This is a genomic window from Pseudomonas sp. D3-27 (assembly GCF_051132165.1).
Taxonomy (GTDB): Bacteria; Pseudomonadota; Gammaproteobacteria; order Pseudomonadales; family Pseudomonadaceae; genus Aquipseudomonas.
Map to the genome: position 1 here is coordinate 954473 of NZ_CP071667.1, position 21217 is coordinate 975689.

A 21217-nucleotide genomic window follows, 5' to 3' on the forward strand; every position below is an offset into this window, starting at 1 on the left:
CGGCTCATAGCGTCAGGTAACTGATCAATCGGCTCAACAGGCCCAGGCCAATCGTGATGGCCAGTACCACCACCAGGAGCATCCACGGCCGGAAAGGCCGGCGCTCGACTCGGTGCTGGGACAGTTGCAGGTACTCTTCGACATGCTTCTGGTCATCTGGGTTCAGGCGGCTGGTCATAAAGGCCTCGTCAGGTAGACGTTGCGGAATGTGAAGACGTTACAGTGTCTGGCTATCCGGCGTATACAGCCCTGAGACGACAAGCGAATCACAGGCTGATCCCCACGTCGAAGACAATGCTGCGGCCCAGGTTGCCTCGCAGGAAGTCCGGCGCATCGGGGTGGGCGAACAGCACCCGGGCGAACGTCGGCCCCACCAGCGACAGCGAGCGCCAGCCCTGGCGCAGGTATTCGGTCGGCGGTGGGAAGTGGCTGTTGAGGTCCAGGACTTCGCGCTTGAGGCTGGCGAACGCGATGATGTCCAGTTCGCCCAGGTCCATGCCACGCTCGGTGTAGTTATGGGCTTTCTTGCGTAGGGTCGGTGCCAATCTCATCAGAAACTCATTGGCGGGAATTCGTCGGGGCTTGGCCTCGCGCCGCACCAGTTGGCTCAGTGAGAAGGCACTACGACGACGCTGCAGTTCATCGCGCCATTCGTCATTGAGACGACGGCCCTCGTCGAGCACAAAAAATACTTCGAAATTGGCGTCGCGAAACAGCACATCCGGCGGCTCTCCGGCCGGAGCGAATTCGTCGGCGCGATAAGGCACGTTGAGCCCTTGCAACAGGCGCTGGCAGACCCACCGCTCACGCTCCCATTTGCGGGCGTTGGAGAGAAAGGCGTTGGCCTGCTCGGCCGCGATGGTCAGCAGGCGTAAATAATCGGAATCATCCATGAACCCAAGCTTAGCGTTCAATTGCTACAAGCCCAAAGCGTTGCGTTGATTAATGGCGTCCCGTGGGGAGGTGTAGACTGCCAGCTTGAATCTCGGGGCGACCACGGGGTCTGTGTTGCACGGGCATGCCAAAGGAGTAGATCGATGATCGGAGCCGAATTGCTCTCGTCGCAGACCTTGGTGGCCGGCTGGCTGATCTATGTGCCGGCGCTGGCCTGGGCGGTGGCGCGTGCTCCGTGGGTCGAGCTGTTTACCGACGGTCGTCGCCAGCATCTGTTGTTCGGCACGGTGTTCGCGCTGTTCATGTTGTGGCTGGTGCGACGAGACTTCGACACGGGCGTTTCGTATCACTTCATCGGCCTGACCGCCGTGACTCTGCTGTTGGACTGGCCGCTGGCGATCCTTGGTGGCTTGTGCGCGCAGCTCGCGCTGGTGCTGCTGGGCCGTCAGGACATGATGGCGGTCGGCATCAACGGCGCGCTGTTGGTTCTCCTGCCAGTGCTGATCACCGAGTGTTGCGCGATCCTGGTGGAGCGTGCCCAGCCGCGCAACCTGTTTGTGTATATCTTCTGCTCGGGGTTCCTGGCTGCCGCGCTTTCGGCGCTGGTCTGCCTGCTGCTGGGGCTGGGCCTGCTCTGGCATGACGGCATATTTGCCATGCCTTACTGGCTGGGGGATTTCATCGGCTACCTCTGGCTGATCATTTTTCCCGAGGCTTTCATCAACGGCATGGTGGTCAGCGCGTTGGTGGTGTTCAGCCCCGAATGGCTGGAGACTTTCAACCGCACGCGCTACCTGTCGGCACCCTGGAACGACGACGACAAGCCTTGATTGCGCCGTTTAATGGTGGGAACGAGGGTTGAAGTCTTCGCTGAACAACTCATCCTCGGCATCCGGGGCCACGGGGATCTTGTGTTCTTCCGACGCCCAGGCGCCCAGGTCGATCAGCTTGCAGCGATCTGAGCAGAATGGCCGGAATTTACTTTCAGGGGTCCACTCGACCGGGGCGCCACAGGTTGGGCAATCGACGATGGGGGGTTGGCTCATGGTTGGCCTCCACGCAAGGTAAGGTAAAAGTGATGCAGGCGCTCGACCTCGCTGTGCAGCCAGGTGAGATCGCGGTCGTTGACCACCACATCGTCGGCATGGTTCAGGCGGTCCTGACGGCTGGATTGGGCCTTGAGGATCGCCTGGACCTGCTGTTCGCTGGTCTGGTCGCGCTGCAAGGTGCGTTCGATCTGCAGTTGTTCAGGCGCGTCGATCACCAGGATCCGCTGGGTCATTGCGTATTGTCCCGACTCGATCAACAGCGGTGACACCAGGATCGCGTAGGGCGATTGGGCCTGCCCCAGATGATGGGCAATTTCCTCGGCAATCAGCGGGTGCAGCAGCTTTTCCAGCCAACGACGCTCATCGGCATTCTCGAAGATCAGCGTGCGCAGCGCCGAGCGATCCAGCGCGCCGTCTGCCTGCAACACGCCAGGGCCGAAGTGCTCGGCAATGCTTGCCAGTGCCGGGCGTCCAGGTTCGACCACCCAGCGTGCCGCATGATCGGCATCGATCGCGTGCACGCCCAGGTCGATGAAATGCTGGGCGGCGGCGCTCTTGCCGCTGCCGATGCCGCCGGTCAGGCCGAGAATCCAGGGTTTTTTCGCAGGGCTGTTCATTAGAAACCGACTGACTGCCAATAGAAGTCGGTTATTTGACCACCCCAGAGCAGCGCAATCCAGCCGGCGATGGCCAGATAGGGGCCGAAGGGGATTTGTGTCGAGGCCGGCGCGTCCCGCATGCGCAGCACAATAATGCCAACGACGGCGCCCACCAGCGAAGACAGCAACAGCGTCAGCGGCAAGATTTGCCAGCCCCCCCAGGCGCCCAGCATCGCCAGCAACTTGAAATCGCCGTAGCCCATGCCTTCCTTGCCGGTGATCAGTTTGAAGACCCAGAACACCGACCACAGCGCCAGATAACCCGCCACCGCGCCCCACAATGCCTGGTTCAGCGAGACGAACAGCTCGAAGCTGTTGACGATCAGCCCCAGCCACAACAACGGCAGTACGAGGGTATCGGGCAGCAGCTGATGCTCGGCGTCGATCAGGCTCATGGACAGCAGGCCCCAGCTCAGCACCATCGCCATCGCGGCGTGCCAGCCGAAGCCGAAATGCCAGGCAACGAAAGCCGACAGCGCGCCGCAGGCCAGTTCGGTCAGTGGGTAGCGCTTGCCGATGGGCGCGGCGCAACTCGAACAACGGCCGCGCAACATGAGGTAGCTCAGCAGCGGAATATTTTCCCACGCCCGGATACGGTGGCCGCAATGAGGGCATTGGGAATGAGGCAGCATCAGGTTGTAGACCGGGCCAGGGGCCTGCGTCGGCAGGCCCAGCAGGTCCTGGGCTTGCAGGCGCCATTCACGGTCGAGCATCTTGGGCAGGCGCCACGCCAGCACATTGAGAAAGCTGCCGACGATCAGCCCGAGCAGCAATGCGGTCAGCACGAAAGCCAAGGGGTAAAGCACGAAGAATTCGCTCAGGGGCATGTCAGATCGCAGAGCCGAGTTGGAAGATGGGCATGTACATGGCAACCACAAGGCCACCGACCACCACCCCCAGGATTACCATGATGAAGGGTTCCATCAGGCTGGTGAGGTTGTCCACCAGATTATCCACCTCGGCTTCATAAAAACTCGCCACCTTGTCGAGCATGTCATCCAGCGCGCCTGATTCTTCGCCGATGGCGGTCATCTGAATCGCCAGGTTCGGGAAAACGCCGGAAGCGCGCATTGAAAAATTCAACTGCATGCCGGTCGAGACATCCTGCCGGATGCGTTGTACCGCGCGCTTGAACACTACGTTGCCGGTAGCGCCCGACACGGAATCGAGGGCTTCGACCAATGGTACGCCGGCCGCAAAGGTCGTCGACAGCGTACGGGCGTAGCGAGCCACGGCGGACTTGTACATCAAGGTGCCGATCAAGGGCAGCTTGAGCAGCCATTTGTCTCGCCAGTCACGAAATGCCTGGGAACGCTTGAGCGCATATTTCACGCCGAAGAACCCACCCACCAGCCCGCCCAGCAACATCCACCACCACTCTTGCAAGAACTCCGACAAGCCGATGACCATCAGCGTGAAGGCCGGCAGCTTTGCGCCAAAGCCTGCGAATACCGACTCGAACTGCGGCACGACCTTGATCAGCAGGATGCTTGTGACCACGGCGGCAACGGCGATCACCGCGGCAGGATAGGTCATGGCTTTCTTGATCTTGGCCTTGAGGGCCTCGCTTTTTTCCTTGTAGGTCGCGACGCGGTCCAGCAGCGTGTCCAGGGCACCGGCCTGCTCACCGGCATCTACCAGGTTGCAGTACAACTCGTCGAAATACTGGGGGCATTTGCGCAGCGAGGCGGCGAAGCTGTTACCGGCGGCGACCTCCTGCTTCACCTCGTCCACCAACTTGCGCATATTCGGGTTGTCGAAGCCCTCGCCAATGATGTCGAACGCCTGCAACAGCGGCACCCCGGCCTTGAGCATCGTCGCCATCTGGCGGGTGAACAGGGCGATGTCCAACGGCTTTATGCGCTTGCCCTTGCTGAATATTGAGGTGGACTTTTTGCGAACCTTGCCCGGGTTGATGCCCTGCTTGCGCAACTGTGCCTTGACCAGTGCCGGGCTTTGGCCGGTCAGTTCGCCGGACATTTTCGTGCCTTTGCGGTCTTTGCCTTCCCACGTGTAGACGTCGGTTTTTACTGCCTTGACCGCCATGTTCAATCCTTGGTGACCCGGTTGATTTCTTCGAGGCTGGTGATGCCTTGCATCACTTTGAACAGCCCCGAGGTGCGCAAGTCGTTAAAGCCGTCCTTGCGCATCTGCAGGTCGATTTCCAGGGAGTTGCCCTCGGCCATGATCAATCGTTGCAGCTCTGGCGTGTTCTTCACCACTTCGTATACCCCCACGCGACCTTTGTAACCGCTGTTGCACTGTTCGCAACCGACCGGCTCATAGATCGTGAATGAGCCGATGCGTTCCCGGGGGAAACCCTCTTTAAGCAGGGTTTCCTCGGGAATCTCGATGGCTCTCTTGCACTGTGCGCACAGCTTGCGCGCCAGGCGCTGGGCGATGATCAGGTGGACCGCCGTGGCAATGTTGAAGCCGGGGATGCCCATGTTCTGCAGGCGGATCAGTGTTTCGGCGGCGCTGTTGGTGTGTAGGGTGGACAGCACCAGATGCCCGGTCTGGGCGGCCTTGATGGCGATTTCGGCGGTTTCCAGGTCACGGATCTCGCCGACCATGATCACGTCCGGGTCCTGACGCAGGAACGAGCGCAGGGCATGGGCGAAATCCAAGCCCTGGCGCGGGTTCACGTTGACCTGGTTGATGCCTTCCATATTGATTTCCACCGGGTCCTCCGCCGTGGAGATATTGATATCCACGGTGTTGAGGATGTTCAGGCCGGTGTAGAGCGACACGGTCTTGCCCGAGCCGGTCGGCCCGGTCACCAGGATCAACCCTTGTGGTTGCTTCAAGGCTGTCATGTACAGGTCTTTCTGTTCCGGCTCATAGCCCAGGGCATCGATGCCCATTTGCGCGCTGGAGGGATCGAGGATCCGGATCACCACTTTTTCCCCCCACAGCGTGGGCAGGGTATTGACCCGGAAGTCGATGGACTTGGTCTTCGACAGGCGCATCTTCAGTCGACCGTCCTGGGGTTTGCGTCGCTCGGAAATGTCCAGGCTCGCCATGACTTTCAAGCGCGCGGCAATGCGGTTGGCTAGCTGGATGGGAGGCTTGGCGACCTCCCGCAGCATGCCGTCGGTACGCACCCGCACCCGGTAGGTTTTCTCATAAGGCTCGAAGTGCAGGTCGGAAGAGCCGCCCTTGATCGCGTCCAGCAGCATCTTGTTGACGAAACGCACGACCGGCGCATCGTCGCCGTCCTGCCCCGCGATAGTGTCCTGCTTGCGGTCGTCGATCGACTCGATGTCCAGGCCGTCGAGATCGACGTCGGCCATGCCCTCCAGGCCGGTGCTGCTGGATTCGAAGAATTTTTCGATGGCATCGCTGAGCTTGTCGTCTTCCACCAGGATGGCTTCGGTGGTCAGGCCGGTGCTGAACTGGATGTCGTTGATGGCTTGGTGATTGGTGGGGTCGGAAATGCCCACATAGAGCTTGTTGCCGCGCCGCCACAGCGGCAGCACGTGATGCTGGCGCACCAGTTTCTCGCTGACCAGGCCGGCGGGCTGGTTGTCTTTGTCTAGGCTGTTGAGGTCCAGCAGGGCGATACCAAAATGCTCGGAGGCGATTTCCGCCACCTGGCGGCTCTGGATCAGTTTGTTTTGCACCAGGTAGCTGACCAGGGGCACTCGGTTGCGCTGGGCCTGTTGAAAAGCCTGCTGCGCGCTTTGTTCGGTGATCAGTTCAGCCAACACCAATTGCTTGGCCAGGCCGCTGAGGGCGATGTCATTCATGGGGATACCGGACGCGAACTGTTCATGATTTATAGCCTAGTCAAGCATCGGTGGCTGACCAGCGGGCAGAGGTGACAAAAAGCGTCAGATAGTGCGGCTGTTGGGGTAGGACGTTGATCTCATGCGGCAGGGAAAGCCTGGGCTGGCGGGGCTTCCAGGGTTGGCATGTGCCCTGCAATGACCGTTTCAGGTCATGAGATTTCGACTCATGCACGGGAGATGTCTATGAATAAGCAAAAGGGTTTTACACTGATCGAGCTGCTGATCGTGGTGGCGATCATTGGGATCCTGGCGACGTTTGCGTTGCCGCAGTACTCGAAGTACCAGGCGCGGGCGAAGGTGACGGTCGGGCTGGCGGAAGCTTCTTCATTGAAGGTGCCGGTTGAAGACCTTCTGAATAAAGGTACAACGCCAACCGCTGCCAACACGGGCGTACCGGCGTCGAGCAATAACTGCACGATGACCATTGGGGGTGACGCGGCCGCTGGGACGGCCAGCATCACTTGCACTATCAAAGAGGCACCTGCCTCCATCATAGGCAAGACGATCATTCTCAGCCGTGCCGGGACAGGTGCCTGGACATGTACTTCTAACGTTGCGGAAGAGTTCTTGCCTGCGGGCGGTTGCACAGCAGCGGCTGGCGCGGTACCGGGTTGACAGTTGTTGCGAGACTAACCAAAGCCCCGCATCAGCGGGGCTTTGTCATTTAGCGGGGGTAAATCTCCAATATCGAAATAACCTCGGTAATTCATGAGCTTAGCAATCCGGCAAAACCCGCATGTTGCATGTACCAAATCCCTCGGTCATGCAATTTGCATGATTATGAAAATAGCCGCTTCGCTTAACTGATTGATTAATAACGACTTTCTTGTTGTTTCAAAACTGGCACAGCCTTCGCACTACTCCTGACAACCTGCCGCGATGCAATTTCGGCAGTTTCTGAGAAAAACAGGAGTTACTCGTATGAAGAAGTTCGCTATCACTGCCGCTGCTGCCACTGCACTGACCCTGACCATGGCTAGCGCTTTCGCCGAGACCACCCAAGCAACTCAGGCCCCGATGATGCTGGCTGCGGGCGAAGTGACAGAGGCTAAGGAAGACGTTTCCGATACCTGGATCACCACCAAGGTCAAGGCCGACCTGGTGACCGAGAAAGGCATTCCAGGCTCCGACATCAAGGTTGAAACCAACAAGGGCGTCGTGTCCCTGTCTTCGACCGCTGTGTTGAGCGATGCCCAGAAAGACACCGCCGTCGCGATCGCCAAAAAAATCAAAGGCGTACGTGATGTGTCGGCCGATGGCCTGAAATCCGAGTAAGGCAAGGCTTCTCGCCTGGACGGGAGAAGGCGTGGCAAGCGGGCTGTGTTTTACGCTTGCCGATGCTTTGGAGTTCATGCGAAAGGCCACATGGACGTGGCCATTACAGGCCCCCGGCATTCGTGCCGGGGGCCTGTTCTATTCTGGGAGAGGAAATGTGAGCCAGTCAGGGAGACCGAGTTGCCCCCATCGCGAGCAAGCTCGCTCCCACGGCGGACCGAGTTTCTTCAGGTAGAAATGCAATCAAATGCGGGAGCGAGCCTGCTCGCGAAGGCGTAGGCACTGTCGCTGCAGATACCCTGGAATAGCCCAACCAATCACCGCCCACGCTTGCTGGTAATCTCCACCAGCCGATTCCTCTCGAAGCGCAAGTACTGGTACATCCCGCTACGGGGTCCGTAAGTCCATTCCTCCACCGGATACTCCTCCCGGCGGTTGACGCTGCGTTTGTAGCCAAGATCATCACGCGCTGCAGGCTGTCCACATTTTTGCAGCACCTCGCTCGTACGATCACCGATGCTGATCAAATGGCTGCCACAGCGCAACGTATTGGCGGCTGTGGCCTGGCCGGCTGCCAATAGCAGCAGACTCAGGCTGAATCCGTACCAATACTTCATTTCACTCCGCATCCAGATGCATTGGCGTAATGACGGTGCCGTCCTTTTCGGCCTGGCCCAGGCTGGCGTCAATGAAGTACACGCGGTCATCGGCCAGCTTGCCCTTGTCCACGAGGAAATCCTTGATGCTGCTGGCCCGCTCCTGGCCCAGTTCGCGCAACAGTACATCACTGCCGCTCCAGAACTTGATGACGCCTTCACGGAGCTTGTCGATGCGGGCCTGTTTGTCCAGTTGCGTCCATTCAGCCGGTGGCTGGGTCTTCAGGCGGGTGCGGTAGATACCTTCCAGCAGCGGGGCTTTTTCGTCTTCCGGTACTTGCAACAGGGAAGCCTTGGCCGGGACTTTATCGCCCCGGCGCTGCAGTATCTTGTAGTAGTTGTACTGATATTCGCGTTCCAGGCGCTGGGCGGCGAGCAGTGGGCCGTCGCTGCTCTGGGCGGCGGTACCCTCGATCTCCAGGCGCAGTTCCGGACGTTTGCCCAAGGCCTCGGACAACTTCAACAACACGCTTTCGTTGTCCTGGCTCAGGTCGCTTGACCCGGGGGCGAACGCCACGCTGCCCAAGTCTTCCGAACCGCCGCCGGCCACCAGCCCGCCGATGAGCTTGAACGGTGCCTGGGCAGCGCGGACCACCAGGTTGCGCAGGGTTTGCCAGACGATTGGCATCACGCTGAACTGCGGGTCGTTGAGGTTGCCGGAGACCGGCAGTTCAATGGAGATCCTCCCCTCGGAGTCCTTGAGCAGGGCGACGGCCAGCTTCAGCGGCAGGCTCACGGCGTCCGGGCTGTCGACCTTTTCGCCCAATTGCAATTGCTCGACCACGACTTTGTTGTCGGCCTGGAGCTGGCCCTTGGTGATCCGGTAATGCAGGTCGAGGTTGAGCCGGCCCTTGCGGATGCGATAGCCGGCGAACTTGCCGGAGTAGGGCGTCAGGGTCGTCAATTCGACCCGCTTGAAACTGGTGGCGATATCGAGACTGGCCATCGGGTCGAAGGGGTTGACCGCGCCCTTTATGGTCACCGGTGCGTAGCGGTCGACCTTGCCTTTTACGTCCACGGTGGCGGGCTTGGCCTGGCGGCTGTCGATGGTGCCGATCTCTCCGTTGAGCTGCTGGATGGCCGTGGCGAAGTTCGGCGTCAGGCTGAAGTCGGCAAAATTGGCCGAACCGTCATTGATCGCAATGGCTCCGACGTGAATGCCCAGCGGCTTTTCCTTCGATGCCGGTTTGGCCCCGCTGTCCTTGGCCGTGCCGTCGGCGGGTTGCGGGATCAACAGGTCGTCGACGTTGGTGGTGCGATCGTCATTGATCATGAACCGCGCGTAGGGTTGGAGCAGATTGACCTTGGCGATCGACAGGCTGTCGCCATGTTGGTAGTTGAGGCCCTGGAGTTCAAGGCGTTGCCATTTGAGGAAGTCGCGGGTCTTGAGCGTATCGAGGGTGTGCAACTGGTCGACCTGGGCGCGGCCGGTGACGGCCAATGCCAACGGCTCGGTGCTCTTGAGATCCACCACCAGGTCGCTGCCGAGCATCCCGGAGCGTAGCTCCAGGCGAATGAACGGGTTGATGTAGGCCTGGGCGACTCGCAGGTCGATGTCCTGGGTCTTGACGTTGAGCTTCGCGGTGACCGGGTTGAGGTTGACAACGCCATCGGCGAGTACCTTGCCCTGCTTGCCCAGCCCGGTATCCAGCTTCAGGTTGAAGGGCGAGCCGTTGAGGGTGTCGTAGTTTTGCAGGTCGAGGTTCAGTGGGCCAACCTCCAAGGCTACGGGCGGCTGTGCCTGACGGTCGGCCAGGTGCACCTGGTAATCGCGCAACTGCACGTCTTTGAGCAGCACTTGCCACGGTTTGCTGGGTGCTGTCGGCTCAGGCTTGGGCGAGTCGGCGGCTGCCGGGGCCGAGGCGGGTTCGGCCTTGACCTGCGGTTTGGCTGGCTGGCTGGCGAATAGCTTCTGCCAGTCCAATTGTCCGTCCGCTTCCCGAGCGGCCCAGGTTTCCAGCTTTTGACTGCGGATCTTGCCGACGATGACCTGCTGCTTGGCCAGGTCCACGGAGGTTTCGCTTACGTCCAGGCGCTCCAGCCGTGCCAATGGACGGCCGTCAGGCGCCTTCATGGCGAACGGCGCGACGCTGACCGCTGCGTTGCTGAGCAGCAATTGCGTGCCCTGGGCGAGGTTGAGCTTGTAGTCGGTGCTGAGGTTCAGCACGCCGTTTTCCAACACCAGGGGCACCGCGTCACGCACGTAGGGCCACCAGGCTTTCATCTGTCCATCGGTAATTTTCAGTGTGCCCTCGGAGGCAATTGGCGCGAGGCTGAAATTGCCCGTCCAGTCGATCTGCCCACCCTCGGGGCCCGCGGCCACCAATGTCATGTCTGCACTGTCGTCGGGCAGGGTGCTGAGGTTTTTCAGCTCGAAATCGAGGGCGTCGTACAGGAACTCGATGGGCTCGCTGGGGCGCAAGTCCTGGAAATGCACGTAGCCGCCGGCAAGCCTGACCCGATCCACCCGCAGGGGAAACGGCTTGGCATCCGGATCGGCCGGGGTCGGCTCGCTGGGTGGCAGTTTGAACAGGCCCAGCAGGTTCAATTGGCCGTCCTTGGCGAACAACACTTCGGTCTTGGGCTTGTCCAGTTCGATGTCCGCCAGGTGCAGGGCGCCCGTCCACAGGCTGTCGACTTGCAGGTTGGCGTAGAGGCGTTCGAAGCCGACCTGCTCCTTGCCCGGCTCGCCGACGATCAGGCCCCACAAGGTCAATTCAAGGCTGAAGGGATTGAGTTCGATACGCTGGATCTGGGCCGGCACCGTGGCGTGGGCGGCCAGTTGCTGATTGACGATGCGCAGGGCGATGCCCGGCAAGATCAGGAAACCCATCAGGCTGTAGAGGGCCAGTGCGGTCAACAGGGCGCCGAAAGCGCGAATCAATCCTTTGGGCATGTGTGGCTTCGTCTGGTATGAATCGGAGTGCCTTGGAGTATGGCATGCGTTTACGGTTCCGAAGCCACTGTGTTTTATGAGATTTGTCCGTTTTTTTGGTGGGATCGCTGAGGCGTGCTCAGAATTGAAGAATCAGCGTTTTGAGCGGTGGCTGCTGGTCCCGCGACGGGAAATCGTCGCCGGGCGCCAGCACGCTCCACTCGCGGACCGGGCGACCAGCCTTTTGCGCACAACGCAGGACTTGTTCACGCCAGTCCTCCATGGGCACTTTCGCCAGGTTGTTGCAGCAGATCAGCACCCCATCGTCGGCGGTAGCGAGCAGTGCCGGCTTGAGCAGGCTCTGGTAGTCGCGCAATAAATCGACGGTGCCGAATGCGCTCTTGGCCCACGCGGGTGGGTCGAGGAGCACCAGATCGTACTGGCGCTGTTCCAGGCGCACGTAACTTGGAAGTTTCTGTCCGCGCCGTTGGCTGACGGGCAGGCCGGCCAGCTGGCGGATTGCTGGAAAATAATCCGATTGTACGAATTCCATCGTCGGCAGCTCGGGATTGAGCAGGCCATTCTCGCGGCCCACCGCCAGATTGCCTTCGGCAAAATCCAGGTTGCAGACCTCCCGCGCCCCGCCGGCCGCCGCGCTGAGCCCTACACCACAGGTGTAGGCAAACAGGTTCAGCACGCTTTTGTTCCGGCTGTGCGCCTTGACCCAGCCGCGGGCGTTGCGCAAGTCGAGAAACAACAACGGATCCTGCCCGGCATGGCGGCCGCGGACGCGGTAGTTCAAACCCCACTCATGCCCGACGAGGTCTTGCAGGGCGGCCTCATCGGCCTGGTAGACGCTGTCCTGACGGTCGATACGCGAATTGCCCCGGGAGCGGTCGTTATAGACCAGCAGGGTGTCGAGGTGCAGGTGTTCATTGACGATGCCGTGCAGCTGCAGCAAGGGTTCCAGTTCCAGCGACTGATGGAAACTCTGCACCAGCAGTTGCGGGCCATAGCGGTCGACGGTGAGGCCCGGCGCGCCTTCCTGGCTGCCGTGGAACAGGCGATAGCAATCGGTGCCTTGCTGGTGCAGTTGGTCGAGCAGGGCCTGGCGCTGGTCGAGGGCGGCGCGCAGCGCCAGATTCAAGGAAGACATGCCGGGCGCGCCTTAGAGAAATGAGGCGCGGGAGTTTACCAGTTATGGATACTCGGGTATTGTCTGCAGATTTGCGTCAGGCAGCGCTTTTTGTGGCGAGGGAGCTTGCTCCCGCTGGGGTGCGAAGCGCCCCCTTTTTTCAAAGGGGTGATAGCGACTGCGTCTGCTGCGCAGCCGAGCGGGAGCAAGCTCCCTCGTCACGGGGTTTATGTTGCCTCAGCGGTTCAGGCGTTTGTCGATCAAACCCTCCACCACGCTTGGGTCGGCCAGGGTCGAGGTGTCACCCAGGCTGTCGAGCTCGTTGCAGGCGATCTTGCGCAGGATCCTGCGCATGATCTTGCCTGACCGGGTCTTTGGCAGCGCCGGCGCCCACTGGATCAGCTCCGGCTTGGCGAAACTGCCGATTTCCTTGCTGACATGGGCCAGGAGCTCTTGCTTCAACGCGTCGTTGGCCTCGACGCCGTCCATTGGCGTGACAAACGCATAGATGCCCTGGCCCTTGAGGTCGTGGGGATAACCAACGACGGCCGCCTCGGCGATGTTGTCGTGCAACACCAGCGCGCTTTCCACTTCGGCGGTGCCGATGCGGTGGCCCGAGACGTTGATGACGTCGTCGATACGTCCGGTGATCCAGTAGTCGCCGTCTTCGTCGCGGCGGGCGCCGTCGCCGGTGAAGTAATAGCCGGGGTAGGGTTTGAAGTACGTATCGACCATGCGTTGATGGTCACCGTAGACGCTACGAATCTGTGCCGGCCAGCTGGATTTGATCGCCAGCACGCCACTGCCCGGCCCGCTGATCTCCTTGCCGGTCTCATCCAGCAGCACCGGCTGCACGCCGAACATCGGCCGAGTGGCGCAGCCCGGCTTGAGCCTTGGCGCGCTCACCAAGGGGCTGAGCATGATGCCGCCGGTTTCGGTCTGCCACCAGGTATCGACAATCGGGCAGCGCTGCTCGCCGACGACGTTGAAGTACCATTCCCACGCCTCGGGGTTGATTGGCTCACCGACGCTGCCGAGCAAACGCAGGCTCTTGCGAGACGTGTCCTGCAAGGGGGCGGCACCTTCGCGCATCAGGGCGCGCAGGGCGGTCGGCGCGGTGTAGAAGATATTGACCTGGTGTTTGTCGATTACCTGCCAGAACCGCGAACTGCTCGGGTAGCTCGGCACGCCTTCGAAGATCAGCGTGGTGGCGCCGTTGGCCAGCGGGCCGTAGACAATATAGCTGTGGCCGGTGACCCAGCCGACGTCGGCGGTGCACCAGAACACTTCGTTGTCGCGGTAGTCCAGCACGTACTTGAAAGTCATCGCGGCTTGCAGCAGATAGCCGCCGGTGGTGTGCAGCACGCCCTTGGGCTTGCCGGTGCTGCCGGACGTATAGAGGATGAACAGAGGGTCTTCAGCGTCCATCGGCTCGGGCGGGCAATCGTCGCTCACTTCATGAGTGGCCTGGTGATACCAGAGATCACGGCCTTCGACCCAATCCACCTCGCCCTGGGTGCGCTCGACCACCAGCACGGTGCTGACGTTCGGGCAGCTTTGCAGCGCCTTGTCGACATTACGCTTGAGGGGTATGAAGCGCCCACCGCGTACGCCTTCGTCGGCGGTGATGACGGTGCGGCAGTCGGCGTCGAGGATCCGGTCGCGCAGTGAATCCGGCGAGAATCCACCGAACACCACCGAATGCACCGCACCGATGCGGGTGCAGGCGAGCATGGCGTACGCCGCCTCCGGGATCATCGGCATGTAGATACATACCCGGTCGCCTTTCTTCACCCCACGGCTTTTCAACACATTGGCCAGTCGGCAAACATGGTGATGAAGTTTGCTGTAGGTAATTTGTGCCGATTCGGCAGGGTTGTCGCCTTCCCAGATGATCGCTGTCTGATCGCCTCGGGCTTCCAGGTGACGGTCAATGCAGTTGGCGCTGACGTTCAGCTTGGCGCCGGTGAACCAACTGGCTTCGCCACTCCTGAGGTCGTAGCGCTGGACGGTCTGCCACGGCGTCATCCAGTCGAGAAAGCGCGTGGCCTGCTCGGCCCAGAAGGCGCTGGGGTGTTCGATGGATTCCTTGTAGAGCCGCTTGTACTCGTCTTGACTCAGTTGCGCAGCCCGGCGGACGGCATCGGCTTGGGGGTACTGGCTGATATCGAACATGACGGTTCCTTATTCTTGTTTTGCGACAAGATATAAAGATGCGCCCAGTGGCCGTAGGGTTCAAGTCACCCATAAACAACTGTGGGAGCGAGCCTGCTCGCGAATGCGGTGGGTCAGTCAACTTAGGTGTTAACTGATCAACCGCTATCGCGAGCAGGCTCGCTCCCACAAAGGCAATGCAAAACCTGGGATCAGCCGCGATGACGCCCGCGGAAATAATTGATCAGGCCTTGGGTCGAGGCGTCTTCGGCCGCGCTTTCCTCGCTGCCCACCAGACGGTTGTAGACGCCTTTGCCCAGTTCCTTGCCCAACTCCACGCCCCACTGGTCGAAGGCGTTGATGCCCCAGACCACGCTTTGTACGAAGACCTTGTGTTCATACAGCGCGACCAGTGCACCGAGACGGCGCGGGCTGATGCGTTCCACCACCAGGGTGTTGCTCGGACGGTTGCCCGGGATCACCTTGTGGGCGGCCAGTTTCTGTACGTCTGCTTCGCTGACGCCTTTCTCACGTAGCTCGGCCTCGGCTTCGGCGCGGGTCTTGCCGAGCATCAGCGCCTGGCTCTGGGACAAGCAGTTGGCGTACAGCCACTGGTGATGGTCGGAAACCGGGTTGAAGCTGACGATCGGCACGATGAAGTCGGCCGGGATGAATTGGGTGCCCTGGTGCAGCAACTGATGGTAAGCGTGCTGGCCGTTGGCGCCGACGCCGCCCCAGATCACCGGGCCAGTGTCGGTGGACACCGGCGTGCCGTCCTGGCGGACGCTCTTGCCGTTGGACTCCATGTCCAGCTGTTGCAAATGCTTGGTGATGTTGCGCAGGTAGTGGTCGTACGGCAGGATCGCGTGGCTCTGCGCACCCCAGAAGTTGCCGTACCACACGCCCAGCAATGCCAACAGCACCGGCATGTTCTGTTCGAACGGCGCACTCTGGAAATGCTGATCCATGGAATAGGCGCCGGACAGCAATTCCTTGAAGTTCGACATGCCGATGGCCAGGGCGATCGGCAGGCCGATGGCTGACCACAGCGAGTAACGCCCGCCGACCCAATCCCACATCGGGAAGATGTTTTCTTCGCGGATGCCGAAGGCCACGGCCGCGGCGTTGTTGCTCGACACCGCGATGAAGTGGCGATACAGCTCCGCTTCCGAACCGCCTTGGGCCAGGTACCAAGCACGTGCAGCTTGGGCGTTTTTCAGGGTTTCGAGGGTGTTGAAGGATTTCGACGAGACAATGAACAACGTGGTCTCGGCGCGCAGTTTCATCGTCAGCTCGTGGAACTCGCTGCCGTCGATGTTCGCCAGGTAATGGCAGCGAACGCCCTTATGCGTATAGGACAACAACGCTTCGGATACCAGCTGTGGGCCGAGGAAGGAGCCACCGATACCGATGTTCACCACGTCGGTGATCGGCTTCTCGGTGTAACCGCGCCACAGGCCGTCGTGAATGCGGCCCACCAGGTCGGTGATCTGGTTCAGCACTTTATGCACGTCTGGCATCACGTTGACGCCATTGACCAGCAACTTGTCGCCGACCGGGCGACGCAAGGCGGTGTGCAGGGCGGGGCGGTTTTCCGAGGCGTTGACGATTTCTCCTTCGAACAGCGCCTTGATCGCGCCCTGGAGGTCGACTTCGTTCGCCAGGCCCACCAGCAGGTCGCGGGTCTGGGCGTTGATCAGGTTCTTCGAATAGTCGAGAAACAGGCCGCAGCTCGACAAGGTGAATTGGTTGAAACGCTGCGGATCGGCATTGAACGCTTCGCGCATGCTGAAATCCTGCATGGCTTTGCGGTGGTCATTCAGCGCTTGCCAGGCGGGCAGAGCGGTCACGTCTTGAGGAGTTCGGTAATACGCCATCGCTGCGGGTTTCCTTTTTACTTGAACGACCTTTTGTACACGAAAAATTCCGGCGCGGCTCGAAGCGGCCTTCCGGATAACTGCACCGACACGATCACCAGGCGCAGGGCGACTACAGTAAACCTCGCGTTGCGATCTGTCTTGACTTTGTCTGACAGTTTCCCGGTACTTTTTTATACAGCGGGGGATGGAAGGGGCCGACAGACGGAACGCGGTGGATCCTGATGAACCACTGTGGGAGCGAGCTCGCTCCCACACAAGTATGGTGATGCAGAGGGTTTCGGTCAGGCGACCTGAACCGGAATGGCGTTGCTGGTATGGCTCAGTTCGTTGCCCGGTGCCATGTAGAGCATGCGAGGCTTGAAGTTGAGCAGCTCGGCTTCGCTGTAGTGGGCGTAGGCGCAGATGATGACGCGATCGCCCACCTTGGCCTTGTGCGCGGCGGCGCCGTTGACTGAAATCATCCGCGAGCCTTCTTCGCCACGAATCGCGTAGGTGGTGAAGCGCTCGCCGTTATCGACGTTGTAGATCTGGATCTGTTCGTATTCACGGATGCCCGACAGGTCCAGCCATTCACCGTCAATGGCGCAGGAGCCTTCGTAATCGAGCACGGCGTGAGTGACTTCGGCGCGGTGCAACTTGGCCTTGAGCATGATGGCGTGCATGGGTGTTTCCTCTGGTCGGGTCCAAACGGCGGGCAGTTTGCCCGAAGGCTTTGGGAGCGGCAATACGGCTGGAATTTGCAAATGCAGTCTGTTGAATACCACATCCCCCCGTGGGAGCGAGCCTGCTCGAGATAGCGGTGTGCCAGTCAAAGTCGATATCAACTGATCTACCGTTATCGCGAGCAGGCTCGCTCCCACATTCGGACTGAGGTGTTCAGGCGGGCGCGTCGAGATCCAGGTGCAGGTTGTCGATCAACCGTGTGGTGCCCAGGAAAGCAGCGGCCAGGATCACCAGGTCGCGGTCCTCGCTCACGGCCGGACGCAAGGTCTTGGCGTGACGGATTTCCAGGTAGTCGGGGCGCAGGCCCGCGGCTTCGAGTTGCTTGAGCTGTTCATCGATCAACGCCGGATAATCCCGTTGCCCCTGCTGGATAGCTTGAGCGATCTGGCTCAGGACGCGATAGACCACGGGCGCGACGGCGCGCTGCTCGGGGCTGAGGAAGCCGTTGCGCGACGACAGCGCCAGGCCGTCCTCGGCGCGGACGGTTGGCTCACCGATAATCTGGATCGGCATGTTCAGGTCATGGACCAATGCGCGGATCACCGCCAATTGCTGGAAATCTTTCTGGCCGAACACTGCCAGGTCCGGCTGGACCATATTGAACAGTTTGCTCACCACGGTCGCCACACCCTCGAAATGCCCCGGACGGCTGGCTCCGCACAATCCTTCGGACAACTGCGGGACGCTGACCCGGGTCTGCCCGGCCATGCCATCGGGATACATTTCCTCGACACCGGGTGCGAACAGCAAATGACAACCGGCCTGAAGCAGTTTTTCCTGGTCAGCGGCGAGGGTGCGGGGATATTTGTCCAGATCCTCGCCAGCGCCAAATTGCAGCGGGTTGACGAAAATACTTGCCACGACGAAATCGGCTCGTTGCGAGGCTTTGGTCACCAGGGCCATGTGGCCGCTGTGCAGGTTGCCCATGGTCGGCACGAAAGCGATGCGCTTGCCCTCGCCGCGGGCGCGGGCCACTGCGGCGCGGAGTTCGCGTACGGTCTTGACGGTGTTCATGCGGAGAATCCGTGCTCAGCGCCGGGAAAGGACGCAGCCTTCACTTCGGCGACATAGGCCTGCAGGGCTGCCTGGATAGAGGGTTGCCCAGCCATGAAATTTTTCACGAATTTCGGCACGCGACCGGTGATCGACAGCCCGAGCATGTCGTGGAGCACCAGCACCTGGCCGTCGGTGGCGTTGCCGGCGCCGATGCCGATCACCGGGATGCTCACTGCCTGGGTGATTTCCTGGGCCAGTTCGCTGGGCACGCATTCGAGCAACAGCATGGCGGCCCCGGCCTGTTCCAGCGCGATTGCATCGGCACGCATCTGCCGCGCCTGGTTTTCACTGCGACCCTGGACCTTGTAACCCCCCAGGATATTCACCGCCTGGGGGGTGAGGCCCAGGTGTGCGCATACCGGGATACCACGCTCGGCCAGCAAGCGGATCGAATCGGCCAGCCACAACGCGCCTTCGATCTTGACCATGTGCGCGCCGGCCTGCATCAGCAGGGCGCTGTTGGTCATGGTTTGTTCGAGGGTGGCATAGGCCATGAAGGGCAGGTCGGCGAGGATCAGCGCATCGGTGTTACCGCGTTTGACGGCGGCCACATGGTAGGCCATGTCGGCGGTTGTCACCGGCAAGGTGCTGTCATGACCTTGCAGCACCATGCCGAGGGAGTCGCCCACCAGCAACACTTCAACTCCGGCCTCGTTGCAGGCATTGGCGAAGGTGGCGTCATAGCAGGTCAGCATGGTGATCTTCTCACCTTTCTGCTTGAGACCTTGCAGCGTGGTCAGGGTAATAGCTGGCATGAAAAAGTCCTCATTAGGCGCTCCAATACAGGCGCACCTTCTATGCGCGGTGCTTGTAAGGCCTGGATTGCACCCATTAGCGCCGCGTTGGCGGCGACGGGACGCCTATAGTCGTGAGGAGTACCGGGGAAGTCAATTGGATGTGTTACCGCCGGGTGTTACCGGGGTTACTGATGCGTTTCAGCGCAGGGGCGTGTTTCGAATCTGACTGCCGGGTCCCGGATCCTGTGGGAGCGAGCTTGCTCGCGATAGCGCTGTGTCAGTTACAGGTGGGGCAACTGATCCACCGGCATCGCGAGTAAGCTCGCTCCCACAGGGGATGTCTTCGTCAGATAAGAGGCAAGCGTTCCAGGCCGACGAATGGGCACGCCGCAAGCAGGTCCTTGAGACGGCGTCCGTCAGCGAGGCGCAGGTCGGCGGGCGCCAGCTCTGCCAAGGGATAGAGCACGAAGGCCCGGGCCTGCATATGGTAATGAGGAACCTTGAGACGGGGTTCGTCGATCAAGCGATCGCCGAACAGCAGGATATCCAGGTCCAGCGTCCGCGGGCCCCAGCGCTCCAGGCGTTCACGCCCTTGATCGGTTTCGATGGCTTGCAGCGCATCGAGCAGATCCAGCGGTGCGAGGCTGCTCTCCAGCGCCGCCACGGCGTTGGTGTAGCGTGGCTGGCCAGGAAGCAGCGAGTCGCTTTGATAAAACGCCGAGACGCCTGCCAATCGGGTCTCGGGCAGTCGCGCCAGCGCTTCGACGGCGCTGCGCAGTTGTCCTGCGGGTTCGGCCAGGTTGCTGCCCATGCCGATGTAGATGCGTTCCATCGCTTACTCGCCCGAGGCGCTCGGTACACCCGCGCGCTTGCGCTTGGCACCGCTGCTGCGTCGGCGCTTGCGCGGGCCGCCGGTGCCGTCGTCCTTGCCGCTGAGGTCACGGATCATGTCGCGGCGTTCGCTGTCGTTGGCGTCCTGGTAATCGGTCCACCATTCGCCCAGGCCGTCGGTCTGCTCGCCCGCGCTTTCGCGCAGTAGCAGGAAGTCGTAGCCGGCGCGGAAACGCGGGTTGTCCAGCAGCAGGTCGGCACGTTTGCCGCTGCGGCGGGGAAGGCGTTCCTGCATGTCCCAGATTTCGCGAATCGGCATCGTGAAACGTTTTGGAATGGCGATGCGCTGGCACTGTTCGGCAATCAGCTCGTGGGCGGCTTCCTGCATCGCCGGGATCGGCGGCATGCCGCGCTCTTGCAAGCGCAAGACGCGGGCGGGGAGGGCCGGCCAGAGCAAAGCGGCGAACAGGAACGCCGGAGTTACCGGTTTGTTCTGCTTGATGCGCAGGTCGGTGTTGATCAGCGCTTCGCTGATCAGTGTGTGGGTGTAGGTCGGGTTGTATTCCAGCGCCTCGGCACTGGCTGGGAACAGCGGGTCGAACAATTGCAGGTCGACGAGCATCTCGAAGGTGTCTGCGGCGTTGCCTGAAAGGAACAGCTTGAGCACTTCTTCGAACAGGCGAGCCGAAGGAATTTCCCTGAGCATGGGGGCCAGGTCGCGGATAGGCGCGGCGCTGTGTTTCTCGATACCGAAATCCAGTTTGGCGGCGAAACGCACGGCCCGCAGCATTCGCACCGGGTCTTCCTGGTACCGCTGCCTGGGATCGCCGATCAGGCGGATGAGCCGATTGCGGATGTCGTGTACGCCGTTGGCGTAATCGAGGATGCGTTCGCTGACCGGATCGTAATACAAGGCGTTGATGGTGAAGTCGCGGCGTTGCGCGTCTTCTTCCAGCGTGCCGTAGACGTTGTCGCGCAGGATGCGTCCGCTTTCGTTGCGAGAAGACTGGTTGCTGTCTTCGTCTTCGTCATTCTGCGGATGGTTGGCGCGAAAAGTCGCCACTTCAATGATTTCGCGGCCAAAGTGGATATGCACCAGCTTGAAGCGACGCCCGATGATCCGTGCGTTACGGAACTCGGCCCGTATCTGCTCTGGCGTGGCGCTGGTGGCAACGTCGAAATCCTTGGGGGTGATGTTCAACAGCATGTCACGCACGCACCCGCCGACCAGGTAGGCCTGGTAGCCGGCGTTCTGCAGGCGTTCGACGATGTTCACCGCGTAACGGCTGAATTGGGCCTTTTGCAACGAATGCTGGCCGCTATTGAGCACTTCAGGCGTGCTGCGTATGTGTTGCGTACGACGCAAGGGAGAACGGAATGACTGGAACAGCTTCTTCAGCATGGGATGCACTGTTTGAAGGAATATTCGGCCAAAAACCAAGAATGACCGCATGATGGGCGGGGATTCTAGCATTTAGTCGAGGGATGGTGTAGGACGCAGG

General features: G+C 60.8%; 20 protein-coding genes. 3 read left to right on the forward strand and 17 right to left on the reverse strand.

Translation table 11 applies throughout. The features are described 5' to 3' along the window. Positions 1 to 4: 4 nt before the first annotated feature. Both J3P92_RS04445 and J3P92_RS04450 read right to left on the reverse strand, forming a co-directional pair. Positions 5 to 178, reverse strand: a complete 174-nt coding sequence (locus tag J3P92_RS04445) for a DUF3094 family protein (RefSeq protein ID WP_039593877.1) — start codon at positions 176 to 178, stop codon at positions 5 to 7. Between the two features lie 88 nt (positions 179 to 266). After that, positions 267 to 893, reverse strand: a complete 627-nt coding sequence (locus J3P92_RS04450; protein ID WP_030140261.1) for a DUF1780 domain-containing protein — start codon at positions 891 to 893, stop codon at positions 267 to 269. Between the two features lie 144 nt (positions 894 to 1037). On the opposite strand from J3P92_RS04450, the gene J3P92_RS04455 reads away from it, so the two are divergent. Then, positions 1038 to 1724, forward strand: coding sequence for an energy-coupling factor ABC transporter permease (locus tag J3P92_RS04455; RefSeq protein ID WP_420767623.1), 687 nt, complete (start codon positions 1038 to 1040; stop codon positions 1722 to 1724). A gap of 9 nt (positions 1725 to 1733) precedes the next feature. Here J3P92_RS04455 and yacG read toward each other — a convergent pair whose 3' ends face one another. Genes yacG through pilB form a run of 5 tightly spaced genes read right to left on the reverse strand, consistent with a single transcriptional unit; the run spans position 1734 to position 6351 of the window. Further along, on the reverse strand, positions 1734 to 1940 hold the full coding sequence (gene yacG, locus J3P92_RS04460) for a DNA gyrase inhibitor YacG (RefSeq protein ID WP_030140256.1): 207 nt from the start codon (positions 1938 to 1940) through the stop codon (positions 1734 to 1736). Further along, positions 1937 to 2560: a dephospho-CoA kinase gene (gene coaE, locus J3P92_RS04465; protein ID WP_420767622.1), complete on the reverse strand. Its 624-nt coding sequence runs from the start codon at positions 2558 to 2560 to the stop codon at positions 1937 to 1939. The genes yacG and coaE overlap by 4 nt, the downstream gene beginning before the upstream one ends. After that, positions 2560 to 3429, reverse strand: coding sequence for a prepilin peptidase (locus J3P92_RS04470; RefSeq protein WP_434649993.1), 870 nt, complete (start codon positions 3427 to 3429; stop codon positions 2560 to 2562). Before J3P92_RS04470 ends, coaE begins: the two co-directional genes overlap by 1 nt. Position 3430: 1 nt before the next feature. Further along, on the reverse strand, positions 3431 to 4648 hold the full coding sequence (locus J3P92_RS04475) for a type II secretion system F family protein (protein ID WP_420767620.1): 1218 nt from the start codon (positions 4646 to 4648) through the stop codon (positions 3431 to 3433). A 2-nt stretch (positions 4649 to 4650) separates the two neighbouring features. Continuing rightward, on the reverse strand, positions 4651 to 6351 hold the full coding sequence (pilB, locus tag J3P92_RS04480) for a type IV-A pilus assembly ATPase PilB (RefSeq protein WP_434649994.1): 1701 nt from the start codon (positions 6349 to 6351) through the stop codon (positions 4651 to 4653). Positions 6352 to 6576: 225 nt separating this feature from the next. On the opposite strand from pilB, the gene J3P92_RS04485 reads away from it, so the two are divergent. Both J3P92_RS04485 and J3P92_RS04490 read left to right on the forward strand, forming a co-directional pair. After that, positions 6577 to 7008 carry a pilin gene (locus tag J3P92_RS04485; RefSeq protein WP_434649995.1) on the forward strand — a complete coding sequence of 144 codons (432 nt, stop codon included), beginning with the start codon at positions 6577 to 6579 and terminating at the stop codon, positions 7006 to 7008. 306 nt (positions 7009 to 7314) lie between these two features. Continuing rightward, positions 7315 to 7668 (forward strand): BON domain-containing protein, encoded by a 354-nt coding sequence (locus tag J3P92_RS04490; RefSeq protein WP_420767617.1) that lies wholly within the window; start codon positions 7315 to 7317, stop codon positions 7666 to 7668. A gap of 317 nt (positions 7669 to 7985) precedes the next feature. Here the strand turns inward: J3P92_RS04490 and J3P92_RS04495 are convergent, their stop codons facing one another. The 10 genes from J3P92_RS04495 to J3P92_RS04540 form a co-directional block, all read right to left on the reverse strand. Further along, positions 7986 to 8285, reverse strand: a complete 300-nt coding sequence (locus tag J3P92_RS04495) for a DUF2845 domain-containing protein (RefSeq protein WP_420767616.1) — start codon at positions 8283 to 8285, stop codon at positions 7986 to 7988. A gap of 1 nt (position 8286) precedes the next feature. Further along, positions 8287 to 11220 carry a DUF748 domain-containing protein gene (locus tag J3P92_RS04500; RefSeq protein WP_434649996.1) on the reverse strand — a complete coding sequence of 978 codons (2934 nt, stop codon included), beginning with the start codon at positions 11218 to 11220 and terminating at the stop codon, positions 8287 to 8289. A 118-nt stretch (positions 11221 to 11338) separates the two neighbouring features. Further along, positions 11339 to 12355 (reverse strand): class I SAM-dependent rRNA methyltransferase, encoded by a 1017-nt coding sequence (locus J3P92_RS04505; protein ID WP_434649997.1) that lies wholly within the window; start codon positions 12353 to 12355, stop codon positions 11339 to 11341. A gap of 216 nt (positions 12356 to 12571) precedes the next feature. After that, positions 12572 to 14509, reverse strand: a complete 1938-nt coding sequence (gene acs / locus J3P92_RS04510; protein WP_434609514.1) for an acetate--CoA ligase — start codon at positions 14507 to 14509, stop codon at positions 12572 to 12574. Positions 14510 to 14700: 191 nt separating this feature from the next. Next, positions 14701 to 16365, reverse strand: a complete 1665-nt coding sequence (gene pgi, locus J3P92_RS04515) for a glucose-6-phosphate isomerase (RefSeq protein ID WP_420767612.1) — start codon at positions 16363 to 16365, stop codon at positions 14701 to 14703. 284 nt (positions 16366 to 16649) lie between these two features. Then, positions 16650 to 17030, reverse strand: coding sequence for an aspartate 1-decarboxylase (gene panD / locus J3P92_RS04520; protein ID WP_003228271.1), 381 nt, complete (start codon positions 17028 to 17030; stop codon positions 16650 to 16652). A gap of 214 nt (positions 17031 to 17244) precedes the next feature. Further along, entirely contained in the window at positions 17245 to 18105 is an 861-nt protein-coding gene (gene panC, locus J3P92_RS04525; RefSeq protein ID WP_434562266.1) for a pantoate--beta-alanine ligase, read from the reverse strand. Further along, complete coding sequence (gene panB, locus J3P92_RS04530) at positions 18102 to 18902, reverse strand: 3-methyl-2-oxobutanoate hydroxymethyltransferase (protein WP_420767610.1); 801 nt, start codon at positions 18900 to 18902, stop codon at positions 18102 to 18104. The genes panC and panB overlap by 4 nt, the downstream gene beginning before the upstream one ends. A 328-nt stretch (positions 18903 to 19230) precedes the next feature. Next, a complete protein-coding gene (gene folK, locus J3P92_RS04535) occupies positions 19231 to 19716 on the reverse strand; it encodes a 2-amino-4-hydroxy-6-hydroxymethyldihydropteridine diphosphokinase (protein ID WP_420767609.1) in 486 nt (161 codons plus the stop codon). Positions 19717 to 19719: 3 nt separating this feature from the next. After that, positions 19720 to 21117, reverse strand: coding sequence for a polynucleotide adenylyltransferase PcnB (locus J3P92_RS04540; RefSeq protein ID WP_420767608.1), 1398 nt, complete (start codon positions 21115 to 21117; stop codon positions 19720 to 19722). Positions 21118 to 21217: the final 100 nt, after the last annotated feature.

Coding starts and splice junctions, on each gene's coding strand:
- J3P92_RS04455 (WP_420767623.1), top strand. CDS start 1,038: ATGATCGGAGCCGAATTGCTCTCGTCGCAGACCTTGGTGGCCGGCTGG.
- J3P92_RS04475 (WP_420767620.1), bottom strand. CDS start 4,648: ATGGCGGTCAAGGCAGTAAAAACCGACGTCTACACGTGGGAAGGCAAA.
- J3P92_RS04495 (WP_420767616.1), bottom strand. CDS start 8,285: ATGAAGTATTGGTACGGATTCAGCCTGAGTCTGCTGCTATTGGCAGCC.
- pilB (WP_434649994.1), bottom strand. CDS start 6,351: ATGAATGACATCGCCCTCAGCGGCCTGGCCAAGCAATTGGTGTTGGCT.
- J3P92_RS04540 (WP_420767608.1), bottom strand. CDS start 21,117: ATGCTGAAGAAGCTGTTCCAGTCATTCCGTTCTCCCTTGCGTCGTACG.
- panB (WP_420767610.1), bottom strand. CDS start 18,902: ATGCCAGCTATTACCCTGACCACGCTGCAAGGTCTCAAGCAGAAAGGT.
- acs (WP_434609514.1), bottom strand. CDS start 14,509: ATGTTCGATATCAGCCAGTACCCCCAAGCCGATGCCGTCCGCCGGGCT.
- yacG (WP_030140256.1), bottom strand. CDS start 1,940: ATGAGCCAACCCCCCATCGTCGATTGCCCAACCTGTGGCGCCCCGGTC.
- J3P92_RS04490 (WP_420767617.1), top strand. CDS start 7,315: ATGAAGAAGTTCGCTATCACTGCCGCTGCTGCCACTGCACTGACCCTG.
- J3P92_RS04500 (WP_434649996.1), bottom strand. CDS start 11,220: ATGCCCAAAGGATTGATTCGCGCTTTCGGCGCCCTGTTGACCGCACTG.
- panC (WP_434562266.1), bottom strand. CDS start 18,105: ATGAACACCGTCAAGACCGTACGCGAACTCCGCGCCGCAGTGGCCCGC.
- J3P92_RS04445 (WP_039593877.1), bottom strand. CDS start 178: ATGACCAGCCGCCTGAACCCAGATGACCAGAAGCATGTCGAAGAGTAC.
- J3P92_RS04505 (WP_434649997.1), bottom strand. CDS start 12,355: ATGTCTTCCTTGAATCTGGCGCTGCGCGCCGCCCTCGACCAGCGCCAG.
- J3P92_RS04450 (WP_030140261.1), bottom strand. CDS start 893: ATGGATGATTCCGATTATTTACGCCTGCTGACCATCGCGGCCGAGCAG.
- coaE (WP_420767622.1), bottom strand. CDS start 2,560: ATGAACAGCCCTGCGAAAAAACCCTGGATTCTCGGCCTGACCGGCGGC.
- folK (WP_420767609.1), bottom strand. CDS start 19,716: ATGGAACGCATCTACATCGGCATGGGCAGCAACCTGGCCGAACCCGCA.
- J3P92_RS04485 (WP_434649995.1), top strand. CDS start 6,577: ATGAATAAGCAAAAGGGTTTTACACTGATCGAGCTGCTGATCGTGGTG.
- pgi (WP_420767612.1), bottom strand. CDS start 16,365: ATGGCGTATTACCGAACTCCTCAAGACGTGACCGCTCTGCCCGCCTGG.
- J3P92_RS04470 (WP_434649993.1), bottom strand. CDS start 3,429: ATGCCCCTGAGCGAATTCTTCGTGCTTTACCCCTTGGCTTTCGTGCTG.
- panD (WP_003228271.1), bottom strand. CDS start 17,030: ATGCACGCCATCATGCTCAAGGCCAAGTTGCACCGCGCCGAAGTCACT.